Origin of the sequence: Actinokineospora spheciospongiae (genome assembly GCF_003182415.1) — a bacterium.
GTDB lineage: Bacteria > Actinomycetota > Actinomycetes > Mycobacteriales > Pseudonocardiaceae > Actinokineospora > Actinokineospora spheciospongiae.
On sequence record NZ_QHCP01000013.1, the window covers coordinates 128,225 to 143,466 of the forward strand.

Annotated in this window: 6 protein-coding genes; 4 read left to right on the top strand and 2 right to left on the bottom strand. The window is 73.8% G+C overall.

Annotated features, from left to right (window positions below; translation table 11 throughout):
• Window positions 1-464: 464 nt before the first annotated feature.
• Both DFQ13_RS27765 and DFQ13_RS27770 read right to left on the bottom strand, forming a co-directional pair.
• Window positions 465-842, bottom strand: a complete 378-nt coding sequence (locus tag DFQ13_RS27765) for an anti-sigma factor antagonist (RefSeq protein WP_052021126.1) — start codon at window positions 840-842, stop codon at window positions 465-467.
• Window positions 843-1,089: 247 nt separating this feature from the next.
• Window positions 1,090-2,484: a PucR family transcriptional regulator gene (locus DFQ13_RS27770; RefSeq protein WP_084175535.1), complete on the bottom strand. Its 1,395-nt coding sequence runs from the start codon at window positions 2,482-2,484 to the stop codon at window positions 1,090-1,092.
• An 834-nt stretch (window positions 2,485-3,318) separates the two neighbouring features.
• Here DFQ13_RS27770 and DFQ13_RS34160 point away from each other — a divergent pair.
• The 4 genes from DFQ13_RS34160 (at window position 3,319) to DFQ13_RS27790 (ending at window position 15,236) form a co-directional block, all read left to right on the top strand.
• Window positions 3,319-5,037: a DUF6801 domain-containing protein gene (locus DFQ13_RS34160; RefSeq protein WP_161784461.1), complete on the top strand. Its 1,719-nt coding sequence runs from the start codon at window positions 3,319-3,321 to the stop codon at window positions 5,035-5,037.
• Window positions 5,038-5,231: 194 nt separating this feature from the next.
• Window positions 5,232-6,482, top strand: a complete 1,251-nt coding sequence (locus tag DFQ13_RS27780) for a lipase family protein (protein WP_035282213.1) — start codon at window positions 5,232-5,234, stop codon at window positions 6,480-6,482.
• A gap of 616 nt (window positions 6,483-7,098) precedes the next feature.
• Entirely contained in the window at window positions 7,099-7,926 is an 828-nt protein-coding gene (locus DFQ13_RS27785; RefSeq protein WP_110081919.1) for an SDR family oxidoreductase, read from the top strand.
• A 53-nt stretch (window positions 7,927-7,979) separates the two neighbouring features.
• Window positions 7,980-15,236 carry a type I polyketide synthase gene (locus DFQ13_RS27790; RefSeq protein WP_110081920.1) on the top strand — a complete coding sequence of 2,419 codons (7,257 nt, stop codon included), beginning with the start codon at window positions 7,980-7,982 and terminating at the stop codon, window positions 15,234-15,236.
• The last annotated feature ends 6 nt before the right edge of the window (window positions 15,237-15,242 follow it).

Below are 15,242 nucleotides of genomic sequence, written 5' to 3' on the forward strand. Positions count from 1 at the left end.
GCCACCCCGAGCCGTCAGCGGCGCAGCCGCCGACCACCCCCGCAACCGCCGGCCCGGCTACGGACATGCCCGGGTGGGTGGATGTGCTTGGGTGGGGGAAGCGATCATGTGCAAGCCTGCCTGGGCAGTGGGGCACTCTTTTCGCCCCACTCGGTCACACCAGGCACATGATCGCTGTAGGGGCCCCGCCCAAGCAGATCCACCCACCCGGGCACGCCCACAAAACGACCGGGCTTTGAAAACACGGCACGGCCGAGCAGGTCAGCGCACCTGGGCACGCCCAACAAACGACCGGGCTTTGAAACCACGGCACGGTTGGGCAGATCCACCTGGGCACGCCCCGAAAACGACCGGGCCCTTGAACCACAGCCACGGCTGAACAGATCAGCCCACCCGGGCACCACCACCGAAACCCCGGGCTTCGGACCGAAGCACACGGCGAACACCGGCACCCCGCACCAGCGTCAGCGCGTGCGCTGCCTCGGGATGGTGCCGATCGCCACCAGCGCCTCCGCGATGCTCGTGTACGGCTGGACCACTCCCAGCAGCCCCGTCACCTCGAGCCCCCGCAGCACCGACCGCCCGCACCCGACCACCAGCAGCACCCCACCGTCGTCCGCCGCCCGGTGCCGGGCGCGGACCAGCAGGGACAGCCCGCAGGCGCCGACGAAGTCGACCCCGCCGAGGTCGAGGACCAGCACCGGTGGCCTGCCGCGCTGGCGGACGGCGATGGCCGCGGCGGCGGTGTCGCGGGTGGCCAGGTCGATGTCGCCGGACAGCCGCAGCACCGGCACGTCGGCGATGTGGTCGTGCCGCACGGACAGGGTCATCGTCTCGGGCATGTGGCGCTCCGGGGGGTCGGGGCGGCCACGATGAAAATGCTCGGTCGCTGCCCGGAGCAGGGGTCCGGGCGGCATTCCCAACGCAGCGTCACCAAGAGTGGGACCCCTCCGACGCTACGCTTCGGCCCGCAGGACACAACCCCACGGTCGGGTGCTGTCGGCGACCGGTTGCTCGCGCTGCGTGTTCACCCCTGGTGATCGGCCTGGATATCGCGGGCCGTGGCGCTTTCGCGCCACCCGGGCGGGGTCAGCGGCGCCGGTCCGCCAGGGAGACCGGTGCCGGGGCGGTCTCCTCGTCGTCCTCGTCGTGGGGGCTGCGCTGCGCGGGCACGCCGGGGTCGAGCAGGGTGCGGGCGCGCAGGGCGATCTCCATGCACAGCCGCTCCTGCGGGTCGTCGATCCGGTCGCCGAGGAGTTCCTCGATCTGGTGCATGCGGTAGCGCACGGTCTGCGGGTGCACGTCGAGGCGGGTGGCGATCTCGTTGATGCCGCCCCGGGTCTCCAGCCAGGCCAGCAGGGTCGTGGTCAGCCGGTCGCGCTGCTTGGGGGTGAGGTCGGCGAACGGCTCCAGGGCGCGCTGGGTGAGCTGGTCGAGCAGGAACTCGTCGGAGAGCAGCACCAGCGCGGACAGGTGGTCGGAGCAGCGCAGCACCTTCTCGTCGGGCAGCACCCCGCGCTGGGCCAGCAGCAGGGTGCGCCGGGCGCAGGACAGCGAGCGGTGGGCCTCGGCCAGTGGGACGGTGGGGCCGATGGCGGCGCGGCGGCCCGCCAGTTCGCGCACCAGCGCGGGCAGGTGCGCGTCCGGGTCGGCCACGACCAGGCACGGGTCGGCGCTCTCCAGGTCGACCAGCACGTCGCCGCCGAAGACGGAGGCGGGGAGCTGGTCGGCGGCGGGCCGGTACTCCAGGGCGATCACCGCCAGCCGCTCCGGCACCGCCCAGTCGGTGGTGCCCGCCAGGTCGGCGATCGCCTGCGGGGGCACCGGCGGGTTGGACAGGATCAGCTTGAGCAGTTGCCTGCGGCGGCGCTCCAGTGCGCCGGTCGCGTTGCCCTGCGCCTCGGTGTAGCCGGCGATGGCGATCGCGCAGACCTCGTCGACGTAGGCGAAGATCCGGTCGGCCAGGGTGAACAGGGTCTCGGTGGGCACGCCCATGGTGCGGCCGACGGCGCTCATCCGCCGCCAGACCACCCGGGCGCCGACGCGGACCGCGGTCTGCAGCGCGTCCATGGTGCGGCCCTGGGCGTACTCGACCTTGCCCGCGTAGGTGAAGGCGTTCGTCCAGTCGTGCACGGCCCCGTTGACGTCGCCGGAGCTGTCGAAGCAGCGCACGATCGCCATCTCCACCGAGCCGACCAGCACCTCGCGGAACTGGCCCTGCAGCGGTTGGGCGTAGGCGGGCACGGCGGCCTGGATCTCCCCGATCACCTCGCGCACGAGGTCGACGGACTGCCTGCGCATGCGCACCGACAGCTCCGGGGGGATGGCCGACCAGAGGGCGCGGGCGGCGCTGATCCCGCGCCCGGTGGGGGTGCCGGGGGCGGCGGCGCGCTCGGCCGCGTGGGTGGTGGCGCCGTGGTGGGCCGCGAGTCGCAACCCGACCGCGGTCGAACTCGGTGTTGCGAAGTTCCGTGTCGGTTCCATCGTCATGCGCCACCTCTTCGTGACAAAACAGCCGTCCGTGTCAACAGGGACGGTGACCGGTTTGCTCCGCTGACGATAAATATGTGTCGTCTCGGGTGTCAAACAGTTCGTGAAACACGCCGGAAATCCCACTGTGAGCGGGAACATGAAAAAATTTATTGTCACTGGGTGACGACCTGGCGCCGGGAACATCGTCCGATCATGACAAGCACCGCTCGGCGACCTGCGGTATACAGAAACTCCTGGTCATGCCCCGTCCGGAGGCTTGGCACACGCTGTGCGTCCATTCGGGTGCAGCGCGTCACAGTTGTCACGGGGATGCGCGCGTGGGTGCCGCCACTTGGCATTGGCGGCCAATCAATTGCCGATATCTGCGTCTTATCGGGGTCTTGCATCACATCTTACCAATGGGTAAGTTGCCCTGAAGTGGCTGGAAAGTTTCAGCCACCCACCGGCGTCCCCGGAGCGCATTCGGTCAGTGTGTTTCAGGATTCGGCAAGGGTGGTAGGGCGCTGGTGAAGTCAGCATTCTCGCCGGTGTGTTGACAACCGATCGTGATTTGTCCCGCTGGGAGACGAACAATGGGATCGCGCAACGGAGCGGATCGTGCGAGAGCCGCCGTCGGTTCCGGCTGCCCGCGCGCCCCCCGTCCGTCCGGTCCCCGCCACCGGGGCACGGCCGGGAGCCGCGTCCGCAACACCCCTGAGACCGCGTTGACCGACACGAGATAGGTGCCACCGTGGTCAGCGCGGTTCCGGGCTGACCACCCAACCCCCCGGGCTCGACCCCGCCACCGGCGGGCCGAGTGCGTCCCCACGGGAAACGGAAGAGGACATGAGGATTCTGAAGTCGAATAAGCTGATGGCGGCGACGTCCGCCATCGGAGTGACCGGGGTGGTGATCGGCGGACTGCTGCTGTCGGCCGGGCAGAGCTCCGCCGCCACGGTGACCGTCGACAAGACGCTCAACTACACCTGCCCGTTCCCGCTGATCGGCGATCAGAAGCTGGTTGTGCAGATCCAGACGGTCGTGGAGACGCCCGCCAACGAGGGCGGCGAGCTCAAGGCCGGTGAGTTCACCGCCACGGTGACCGTGCCGGAGACCGCCACCCAGGGCCTGACCCTGGTCGGCGCCGCCACCGTCGAGGGCGGCGGCAGCGCGGGGATCACGCTGAACAACGCGGGCATCGCGCTGCCGATCGCCATCCCCGACCTCGCCGTGGCCAAGACGAACGTGCCCGCCTCCGGCTCGTTCACGGTGACCGCCAAGGGTCAGGTGCCCACCGCGTACCCGAAGCAGGGCCCGACCACGGTCGTGGTCGGCGACTTCTCCACCACCCTGACCCCGAAGCGGGCCGACGGCACCCCCACCGGCCTGGGCACCTTCGAGTCCAAGTGCAAGATGGACGCGGGCCAGGACGCCAAGATCCTCGACTTCGTCGTCGGCGCCCCGGGTGGCGGCGGCACGACCGCCCCGACCACGGAGCCGACCTCCGGCACCACGGAGCCCACCTCGGGCACCACGGAGCCGACCTCGGGCACGACCGAGCCGACCTCCGGCACCACCGAGCCCACCTCGGGCACCAGCGAGCCGCCCACCAGCGAGCCCGGTGGCGGCGGCACGCCGATCACGGTCGACAAGTCGCTGAACTACCTCTGCCCGTTCCCGCTGATCGGTTCGCAGCAGCTCGCGGTGCAGATCAAGGCCACGCTGACCCCGCCCGCCGCCGCCGGTGGCGACCTGACCACGACGGACTTCTCCGCCATCGCCACGGTGCCGCCGACCGCCACCCAGGGCCTGTCCCTGGTCGGTGCGGCCACCGTCGAGGGCTCGGCCGAGGCCAAGGTCATCGCGGACAACGCGGGCAGCAAGATCGACATCACCATCCCGGGTCTGAACGTGCCCAAGACCGACGTCCCGGCCAGCGGCAGCTTCACCGTGACCGCCTCGGGTGACGTCGCGCCGCAGCCGGTCCCGGCCGCGGGCGAGACCGTCATCAACGTCGGCGACTTCACCACGACGCTGACCCCGAAGAAGGCCGACGGCACCGCCACCGGCCTGGGCACCTTCGACGCGCCGTGCAAGCTCGTCGAGGGCCAGGACACCGAGCTGGGCCGCTTCACCATCGGTGGCGGCGGTGGCACCACCACGCCGCCGACCTCGGGCTCGACCACCCCGCCCACCTCGGGCTCCACCACCCCGCCGACCTCGGGTTCGACGACCCCGCCGACCTCCGGGTCGACCACGCCGCCGACCTCGGGCTCGACCACCCCGCCCACCTCGGGTTCGACGACCCCGCCGGTCACCACGACCACTGACGTCACCACCACCCTGCCGCCGGTCCTGACCCAGGACCCGCCCGCCTACTCCGGCGGCGGCAACTACCCCGGTGGCGGCAGCTACCCCGGCAGCAGCTACCCGACGGGCAACAGTGGCGGCCTCGCCTCCACCGGTGCCTCGATCGGCCTGCCGCTGGCCATCGGCGGGGCGCTCCTGCTCGCCGGTACCGGTGCGCTGTTCTGGCAGCGCCGCCGGACCCGCAACGAGGCCTGATCCCCACCAGCACGACCCCCGGATGCCCGGCGGAGCCTCGGCTCCGCCGGGCATCCGGCTTGTCATGGGCACTAAAAGCGCAATGGTGCTATTTGTGAGAATCCAATGAGGAATTGTCGCGCTATCTGGTGGTAATATTTCCCCGTCGTTTCCGAAAATAATTTCCCGCCGTTCCGGAGGTCGAGTTGTCCAGGATGAAAACGCGTGTGCCACGTGCGGCGGTCATGGTGCCGCTGCTGGCATTGGGCCTGGTCACGGCCGTGTGGCAGGCGCCAGCCGGAGTGGCTGCCGAGGGTGTGAAAGCGCAGGCCGTCGCCGCTGCGGCGCCCGCCTACTCCACCGAACCGGAAGACCCCGCTTTCTACGTGCCGCCGAACCCGCTGCCCGCGGGAAAGCCCGGTGACATCATCCGGTCGAAGCCGTCGAAAGCGGGCGCCGCGACCGACAAGATCAACGCCTGGCAGGTCATGTACCTGTCGACCAACGCCCTGGGCGCCCCGATCGCGGTGACCGGCACGATCCTGACCCCCAAGGGCAAGGACCCCAAGACCACCCCGGTGATCAGCTTCGGGGTCGGCACGCACGGCCCGGCGTTCAAGTGCACCCCGTCGTACATGTCCGAGATCGGCGCGCTCTACGAGCAGCCCGCGGTCAACGACTTCATCGCCGCCGGCTACTCCGTCGCGATGACCGACTACGAGGGCTACGGCCCCAACCCCAGCAAGACCACCTACATCACCGGCAAGGCCGAGGGCCCGGCCATGCTCGACATCGTGCGCGCGGGCCAGCGCCTGCCGGACGTGGCGTGGAGCCCGTCGGCCAAGGTCGTGCTGCGCGGCTACTCCCAGGGCGGCGGCGCCGCGCTGTGGGGCGCGCAGGTCCAGCCCACCTACGCCCCCGACGTCAACCTGGTGGGCGTGGCCGCGGGCGGCGTCCCGGCCGACCTGACCCAGGTGGCGCTCTCCCTCGACGGCAAGAAGGGCTTCGGCTTCCTGGCCTACGCCCTGCTCGGCCTCGACCACGCGTACCCGGACCTCAAGCTCGCGAGCTACATGAACGACGCGGGCAAGAAGATGTTCAGCGACCTGGAGAACGGTGCCTGCACCGTGGAGCTGCTGACCACCTACGCGAACAAGAAGCTGCTCGACTACACGACCACCAGCCCGGTGCTCACCCCGCCGTGGCTGGCCAGGGTCGCGGAGAACAAGCTCGGCACCAAGAAGCTCTCCGTGCCGGTCTACCAGTACCTGGGTGCCCAGGACGACCTCGTCGACCCGAGCCAGGGCCGCACGCTGCGCAAGGACCTCTGCGCCAACGGCACCTCGGTGCAGTTCAAGGAGTTCCAGTCCGACCACATCACCCTGGTCTACACCGGAAACAAGGACGCGCTGGCGTTCGTGAAGGACCGGATCGAGGGCAAGCCCGCGACCCCGAACTGCGCCTGATCCCGGCGCGGCGGGCCTGAGTCGCCCGCGCACGACCCCGGCGGAGCCCGGGGGGACCGAGACCGGTCCCCCTGGGCTCCGCCGTCGTGTGGCGGGGGACACGGGGATCGGTCGCCTTCGCGGCTCGGTTCCCCTAACCGCCGGTTGGGGGGAATTGTGAACGCCCCCGGTCGCCAATTGCGGTTACCGGGGGGAATTGTGAACGGTGCGTGACCGATTCGTCGAACCGGTCGGGGTGGTGGTATTGGGCGACACCGGCCCGCGGTGCGATGAATGCGGGTTCTGCTCATGTTTGGCACATCCGACACATGCCGCCCGCCGAACGGATTGCGAACAATCCTCGCGTAAATCGCCTCTTCGAGCCTCTGACCTGCACCTATCACCTGTTAGGGCACAAGACTGACGCGCGGTCGCACGCTGCTCCACTCGGCGTAACTGCTCACCGACCAACAAGAAGGCATAAAGAAACAGTGTTCGCCGTGAGAACTTCACGACCCCTGCTTGACGTTGTCTGACGGCGCATTCTAAATTCGCCCGGCAGGTGCCGGAAACTCCTCGGCCCGCACCCGGTCGAGCTGACCGGGTAGGCGGAACAATTCCGGTCGGAGGACAAGGCATGGAAATCCCGGGCAGGTCGGTGCTGGTCACCGGCGCGGGCAACGGCATCGGGGCCGCCCTCGCGCTGCGGCTGGCGGCCGAGCGCCCCCGGGTGGTGCTCGTGTCCGACCTCGACGCCGACGCCGCGGGCGCGGTCGCCGACCGGGTGCGCGCCCTCGGCGTCGCGGCCGTCGCGGTGCGCACCGACGTGTCCGACCCCGACCAGGTGCGCGAACTCGTCGCCCTGGCCGAGCGCGACCACGGCGGCGCCGACCTGATCTGCTCCAACGCGGGCGTCGCCACCGGCATGGGCGTGCACGCGAGCCCGGCGCAGTGGGCGGACTCCTGGTCGGTCAACGTGATGGCGCACGTGCACCTGGCCCAGGCTGCGCTGCCGGGCATGTCCCGCCGCCGCGGCGGGCACCTGCTGATCACCGCCTCCGGGGTGGGCCTGCTCGGCCTGCCCGGCGACGCCCCCTACACCGTCACCAAGCACGCCGCGGTCGCCCTGGCCGAGTGGCTGGCCTGCTCCTACGGCCACCTGGGCATCGGCGTGAGCGCGCTGTGCCCGATGGGCGTGCGCACCGACTTCCTGATGCCCGGCGTCGAGGCCGGGCACCCGGCGGCGCGGGCGATCACCGCGACCGCTCCGATCATCGAACCCGAGCAGGTCGCCGAGGCCGCCGTCGCGGGCATCGCCGAGGACCGGTTCCTGATCCTGCCGCACCCCGAGGTGGGCGTGCTGCACGCCCGCCGGGCCGCCGACCTGGAGACCTGGGTCGCCGAGCGGCGCGCGGCCGCGACGGCCCGCCGCGGTGCCGGGCGCCGCGCGCAGCCCACCCCCTGACCAGCAGACCAGGCCACACCACGCGGAAACGCGGACACGACGGAGGCGCGGAGATGACGGAGGCGTCGGCGGGAGCGCGGGACGAGCGGCCCGAGCTGGTGCTGGGCATCGGCCCCGGCGGGCAGCCCTGCGCCGGGCTCTGCGGCGCGGTCAGCGCCGCGGGCGGCCTGGGCGTGCTCGACCTCGGCGCGGGCGACCGGGTCGCCCGCGCCGCCCTGCGCTACGCGGCGGGCTGGCCCGCCGACCGCCGCTTCGGCATCCGGGTGCCCGCCGACTGCGACCTCGGGTTCGCCGACGTCGCCGCCGTGCTCGGCGCGGCGGTCGAGCGGCTGGCCGTGGTGGTCCTCGGCGGCGACTCCGCCTGGCGGGTCGCCGACGTGCCCGACCGGTACTTCGTGCTGGTCGAGGTCACCTCCCTGGCCGAGGCCAGGGCCGCGGACGACCAGGGCGCCGACGGGGTGATCGCCCGCGGCAACGAGGCGGGCGGCCGGGTCGGCGACACCGGCGCGTTCGTGCTGCTGCAACAGCTCCTGTCCGCCCCCGGCCTGTCGCTGCCGGTGTGGCTGTGCGGCGGGATCGGCCCGGACACCGCCGCCGCGGCCGTGGTCGGCGGCGCGGCGGGCGTCGTCCTGGACACCCAGCTCGCCCTGCTGCCCGAGGCCGACGTGCCGGACGCGCTGGTCGCCGCCCTGTCCACCGGGGACGGCACCGACACCGTGGTCGTCGACGGGCACCGGGTGCTGCCCCGCCGCGCCCCGGCCACCGGCAGCCTGCCGATCGGCCAGGACGCCTACCTCGCCGCGGGCTTCCTGACCCGCTTCGGCGGTGTCGCCCGCGCCGTCCGCGCTGTGCTCAACGCCGTGAGCGACGCCGTGCGCGAGGACCGCCCGGCCGTGTTGCGCCCCGGTTCGCCGCTGGCCGCCGCGCTGGGCACCGGGCTGCCGGTCGCGCAGGGCCCGATGACCAGGGTGAGCGACACCGCCGGGTTCGCCGCCGCCGTCGCCGCCGAGGGCGGGCTGCCGTTCCTGGCGCTGGCGCTGTCCTCCGGCGAGCGCAGCCGGGAGCTGATGGTCGAGACCGCCGCCCGGGTCGGCGAGCGGCCGTGGGGCGTCGGCGTGCTCGGGTTCGCCCCGGCCGAGCTGCGCGCCGCGCAGCTCGAGGTGATCCGCGAGCTGCGCCCGCCGGTGGCGCTGATCGCCGGGGGCCGCCCGGACCAGGCCAGGGCGCTGGAGGACGTCGGGATCGCCACGTTCCTGCACGTGCCCTCACCCGGGCTGCTGACCCAGTTCCTCGACGCGGGCGCGCGCCGGTTCGTCTTCGAGGGCGCCGAGTGCGGCGGCCACGTCGGCCCGCGCACCAGCTTCGCGCTCTGGCAGGCCCAGCTCGACGTGCTGCGCGACCGCCCCGACGTCGCGGGTGTGCAGGTCCTGTTCGCCGGTGGGGTGCACGACGCCCGCTCCGCGGCGATGGTCGCCGCGCTCGCGGGCCCGCTGGCCGACCGGGGAGCCGAGGTCGGGGTGCTCATGGGCACCGGGTACCTGTTCACCGAGGAGGCCGTCGCGCACGGCGCGGTCACCGAGACCTTCCAGCGGCAGGTCGTGGCCGCCGAGACCACCGCCGTGCTGCGCACCGCCCCCGGGCACGCCACCCGCTGCGTGCCCAGCCCGTTCACCGACACCTTCGACGAGACCGGCAGGCGGCTGCTGGAGTCCGGCGTGCCGCAGCGCGAGGTGTGGGAGGAGCTGGAGCGGCTCAACACCGGGCGGCTGCGCATCGCCAGCAAGGGACTGCGCCGCGAGGGGCCGCAACTGGTCGACGTGGACGCCGCCGGGCAGCTCGAGCAGGGGCTGTTCATGGCCGGTCAGGTCGCCACGCTGCGCTCGGCCGTCACCACCGTGGCCGGGCTGCACGCCGACGTGACCACCCGGGCCGCGGAGTTCCACCGGGCCAGGGCCGTCGCCGTGCGCGCCGAACTGGGCGTCGAGCGCCCGCAGCGCCCCGAGCCGGAACCGCTGGACATCGCCGTGGTCGGCATGTCCTGCCTGTTCCCCGGGGCCGGTGACCTGGCGTCGTTCTGGGCGAACGTCGTCGGCAACCTCGACAGCGTCACCGAGGTCCCCGCGCACCGCTGGGACCCGGAGGTCTACCACGACCCCGCGGCCACCCGCGGCTCCGGCGACCGCACCCCGTCCAAGTGGGGCGGCTTCCTCGACCCCGTCCCGTTCGACCCGCTGCGCTACGGCATCCCGCCCGCCGCGCTCGCGGCCGTCGAGCCGGTGCAGCTCCTCGCCCTGGAGGCGGCGCACCGCGCGCTGGTCGACGCCGGTTACGCCAACGGCGGCTTCGACCGCGACCGGACCGGTGTGGTGTTCGGCGCCGAGGCCGGGTCCGACCTGGCCACCGCGGCGAACCTGCGGATGGCGCTGCCCGCCTACTTCGGCGCGGTGCCCCCGGAACTCGACGACCAACTGCCCCGGCTCACCGAGGACTCCTTCCCCGGCAGGCTGGCCAACGTCATCTCCGGGCGCATCGCCAACCGGCTCGACCTCGGCGGCGCCAACTACACCGTCGACGCCGCCTGCGCGTCCTCGCTGGCCGCGGTGGACGTGGCGTGCAAGGAACTCGCCTCCGGCAGCGCCGAGGTGATGCTCGCCGGTGGCGCCGACCTGCACAACGCCATCGACGACTACCTGCTGTTCTCCTCCGTCGGCGCGCTGTCGCCGACCGGCGCCTGCCGCACCTTCGACTCCCGGGCCGACGGCATCGCCCTGGGCGAGGGCGTGGCCTGCGTGGTGCTCAAGCGCCTCGCCGACGCCGAGCACGACGGCGACCGGGTCTACGCGGTGATCAAGGCCGTCGGCAGCGCCAGCGACGGCAAGGCCCTCGGCCTGACCGCCCCGCGCGCCGACGGCCAGCGCCGCGCGCTGCACCGCGCCTACGCAGCCGCCGGGGTCTCACCCGCCGACGTCGAACTGGTCGAGGCGCACGGCACCGGCACCGTGGTCGGCGACCGCACCGAGCTGCGCACCCTCACCGAGGTCTTCACCGAGGCGGGCGCCCGCCCCGGCGGCACCGTCGTGGGCTCGGTCAAGTCCCAGATCGGGCACACCAAGTGCGCCGCGGGCCTGGCCGGGCTGATCAAGACCGCGATGGCCCTGCACACCGGGGTCCGCCCGCCCACCCTGCACGTCACCGCGCCGAACCCGGCCTGGACCCCGGACGGCCCGCTCGCCTTCCGCGCCACCGCCACCCCGTGGCCGCGCGACCCGGCCGAGCGGGTGGCCGGGGTCAGCGCCTTCGGCTTCGGCGGCACCAACTTCCACGTCGTGCTCACCGGGCACGCCTCGGCCGCGTTCACCCGCCGCGGCGTGCGCCGCTGGCCCGCGGAGCTGTTCACCTTCCACGGCGCCGACGACGCCGCCGCGCACCGCCAGGTCGACCGGTTGCTGCAAACCGCCACCGCCAACGCCGCCGCGGGCAACCCGTGGACGCTGCTCGACCTGGCCCGCACGACCGCGCTGCGCACCGAGCGGGAGACCGCCCCGGTGCGGGTCGCCGTCGTGGCGTCGGACCTGGACTCGCTGACCACCCTGCTGCGCCGGGCGCTGGCGGGGGAGACCGACCCGAAGGCCGGGCTGCACCGGGCCGGCGGGCAGCCCGCGGGCAAGCTCGCCGTGCTGTTCCCCGGGCAGGGCAGCCAGCGGCCGGGGATGCTCGCCGAGCTGTTCGTCGCCTTCCCCGACCTGGCCAGGCACCTGGGCCGCGGCGCGCTCGCCGAGGCGATCTTCCCGCCGGACGCGTTCACCCCCGAGACCGCCGCCGCCCAGCGCGACGCGCTGCGCGACACCAGGGTGGCCCAGCCCGCGCTCGGCGCCACCGGCCTGGCCGCGAACGAGCTGCTCGGCAAGCTCGGCGTCGAACCGGACATGTACGCCGGGCACTCCTACGGCGAACTGGTCGCCCTGGTCGCGGCCGGGTCGCTGGACCCGGCGCGGCTGCTGCCGCTGAGCGAGGTGCGCGCGGAGACCATCCTGGCCGCCGCGGGCGCGGACCCGGGCACGATGGCCGCGGTCACCGGCGAGTACGGCGAGGTGCAGGCCGCGCTGGAGTCGGCGATGCTGGCCGGTCGGGTCGTGGTCGCCAACCACAACGCGCACCGGCAGATGGTGGTCTCCGGGCCGACCGCGCTGGTCGCCGAGGCCGTCGAGGTGCTGCGCGCGGCCGGGCTGCCCGCCAAGCGCATCGAGGTGGCCTGCGCGTTCCACAGCCCGGTCGTCGCCGGGGCCGCCGACGCGTTCGCCGAGCGGCTGGCCGGGGTGGACTTCGCCCCGCCCAGGGTGCCGGTGTGGGCCAACCGCACCGCCCGTCCGTACGTCGACGACGCGCCGGGCATCCGGCACGAGCTGTCGGCGCAGCTCGCCTCGCCGGTGCTGTTCGTCGGCCAGGTCGAGGCCATGTACGCCGACGGCGCCCGGGTGTTCCTGGAGGCCGGGCCCGGCCGGGTGCTGGGCAACCTGGTCCGCGCCACCCTGGGCGAGCGCCCGCACACCGTCGTCAGCCTGGAGTCCACCCGCGACGGTGGGCTGCCCGCGCTGCTGCACGCGCTGGCCCAGTTGGCGGTCGCGGGGGTGCGGCTGCGCACCGGCTGGCTCACCTCGGGCCGCGGTGGCCTGGACGTCGGCTCGCTGCCCGCCCCTACTGCTCCACAGTGGACTGTTGACGGGCAGTTGGTGCGCACCGCGTCCGGTCAGCCGGTCGCCGGGGGGCTCGCGCCCGCCCGCCGGGTGGCGCCGCTCTCGGCCGCGCCCGTGCCGGTCGCCGCGGCAGGCACGCGGGACCAGTTGGTGGCGGAGTACATCCGCTCCAGCCGGGAACTGATGGCCGCCCAGCGCGACGTGCTGCTCGGCTACCTCGGCGCCGCTCCCGCCGCGCCGACCACCCTGCCCGCCGCGCTGCCGACCACGCTGCCGACCGCCGCACCGCTCCCGCTGACCGTGCCGACGCCCGCCGCGCCCGCGCCGACGGTGGACGCGCTGTCCACTGTGCTCGGCGTGATCGCGGAGCGGACCGGTTACCCGGTGGAGATGGTGGAGCCGGGGCTGGACCTGGAAGCCGACCTGAGCGTGGACTCGATCAAGCGCACGGAGATCGCGGGTGAACTGCGCTCCCGCCTCGGCGGCGGCGCGGACGTCGAGGACCTGGTGCGCGCCCGCACGGCGGGTGAGTTGGCGGCACTGCTCGCACCGGCCACCGTCGCGCCGGTGGGCGCCGCTGTGCCGCAGGGTGCCACCGGACTCGTGGGGAACGCGGCGCCCGCAGTGGACGCGCTGTCCACTGTGCTCGGCGTGATCGCGGAGCGGACCGGTTACCCGGTGGAGATGGTGGAGCCGGGGCTGGACCTGGAAGCCGACCTGAGCGTGGACTCGATCAAGCGCACGGAGATCGCCGGGGAGCTGGTGGCCCGGGTCGGTGGTTCGGTCGACGTGGAGGAGCTGGTGCGGGCGCGGACCGCCGCGGAGCTGGCCGCGCTGCTGGGCCCGCCGCCCGCCCCGGTCGCCGCGCCCGCCGCCCCGGTCGAGGACGCGCTGGGCTCGGTGCTCGGCGTGATCGCGGAGCGCACCGGTTATCCCGTCGAGATGGTCGAGCCGGGGCTGGACCTGGAAGCCGACCTGAGCGTCGACTCCATCAAGCGGACCGAGATCGCGGGCGAGCTGATCGCCCGGTTCGGCGGCTCGGCCGACATCGAGGAACTGGTGCGGGCGCGGACCGCGGCGGAACTCGCCGCGCTGCTCGCAGCCCCGCCCACCACCCAGGCACCCGCCGCGGTTCCCACCCCCGTCGCGGTGCGGGCACCCGAGGTGCCGGGGGAGGCGCCGGGGCGGTACGTGCTCGGGCTGGTCGACGCGGCCGGGGTGCCCTCCGACGACCCCGCGGCGCTGTTCGGCTGCTCCGTCCTCATCGCGGGCGGCACCCCGGAACTGGTCGAGGAACTGGCCGGGCAGCTCTCGGCGCGCGGGGCGCTGGCCGTGCCGCTGACCGGGTTCCCCGAGCTGGCCGAGTGGGTCGACCGGGTCGACGGGCTGGTCTGCCTGCCCACCGAGGAACCGCTGCTGCCCGCCGCGTTCACCATGTTCCGGTCCGTGCTCACCCGGCGGCCCCGCTGGCTCCTCGGCGTCGCCCACGGCGACCCGGCGCGCACCGCGGGGATGCGCGGGTTCTTCCGCACGCTGCGCCGGGAGTACCCGGACACCACGTCCCGGCTGGTGGAGTGGGACGGGCTGCCCGCCGACGCGGCCGGGGCGATCATCGGCGAACTGCTCACCCCCGGCGCCGAGCCGGTCGTGGTCGCGGGGGCGAGCAGGCTCGCCTTCGACCTGGTGCCCACCCCGCTGGGCGCGCTCGCCGCCACCGGCGCGGGCCCGGCCGGGACCGGCGACGCCGAGGCCGAGGCCATCGGCCTGACCCCGGACTCGGTGGTGCTGCTCGTCGGCGGCGCCCGCGGCATCACCGCCAGGGTGGCCACCGCCTTCGCCACGGCGGCGCGCTGCCGGATCGTGCTCGCGGGCCGCACCGGGCCGCCCACCGCGGCCGAGCACCCGGCCACCGCCGCCGCTGCCGACCTGGCCGGGCTGCGCGCCGCGCTCGCCGGGCTGGGCGGGCACAGCGGACCGGCCGCGGTCGACCGGGCCGCCCGCGACATCCTGGCCCGCCGCGAGGTGGCCGCCACCCTGGACGGCCTGCGCCGGGCGGGCGCCCAGGCCGACTTCCACACCCTCGACGTGCGCGACCCGGACGCGGTGCGCGGGCTGGTCAAGCAACTGCACGCCGAGCACGGCCGCATCGACGGCGTCGTGCACGCGGCCGGGGTCATCGAGGACCGGCTCATCGCCGACAAGGACCCGGAGTCGTTCCACCGCGTCTACACCACCAAGGTCGACGGCCTCACCGCCCTGCTCGACGGCCTCGACGACGTCGGCGCCGCACCCCGGTTCGTGGTGTCCTTCGGCAGCATCGCCGCCGCCCTGGGCAACCGCGGCCAGGCCGACTACGCCGCCGCCAACGACGCCCTGGACACCCTGTCCTCGGCGTGGGCGCTGCGCACCGGCCACCGCGCCCTGACCGTCCACTGGGGACCGTGGGCGCCGGACGCCGAGCACGGCGGCATGGTCAGCGCCGAACTGGGCCGCTCCTACGCCGAGCGCGGCATCAAGCTCATCGCCCCCGCCGACGGCGTGGCCGCGCTGCTGGCCGAACTGGCCTGGGGTTCGCCGTCGGTCCGCTCGGTCGTCTACACGGCCTCGGGGTGGTGAGCCGGG

Bases quoted from the DNA above. Each gene is read 5' to 3' on its own strand.
- DFQ13_RS27765 (WP_052021126.1), bottom strand. From the start codon at position 842: ATGCCCGAGACGATGACCCTGTCCGTGCGGCACGACCACATCGCCGAC.
- DFQ13_RS27770 (WP_084175535.1), bottom strand. From the start codon at position 2,484: ATGGAACCGACACGGAACTTCGCAACACCGAGTTCGACCGCGGTCGGG.
- DFQ13_RS34160 (WP_161784461.1), top strand. From the start codon at position 3,319: ATGAGGATTCTGAAGTCGAATAAGCTGATGGCGGCGACGTCCGCCATC.
- DFQ13_RS27780 (WP_035282213.1), top strand. From the start codon at position 5,232: ATGAAAACGCGTGTGCCACGTGCGGCGGTCATGGTGCCGCTGCTGGCA.
- DFQ13_RS27785 (WP_110081919.1), top strand. From the start codon at position 7,099: ATGGAAATCCCGGGCAGGTCGGTGCTGGTCACCGGCGCGGGCAACGGC.
- DFQ13_RS27790 (WP_110081920.1), top strand. From the start codon at position 7,980: ATGACGGAGGCGTCGGCGGGAGCGCGGGACGAGCGGCCCGAGCTGGTG.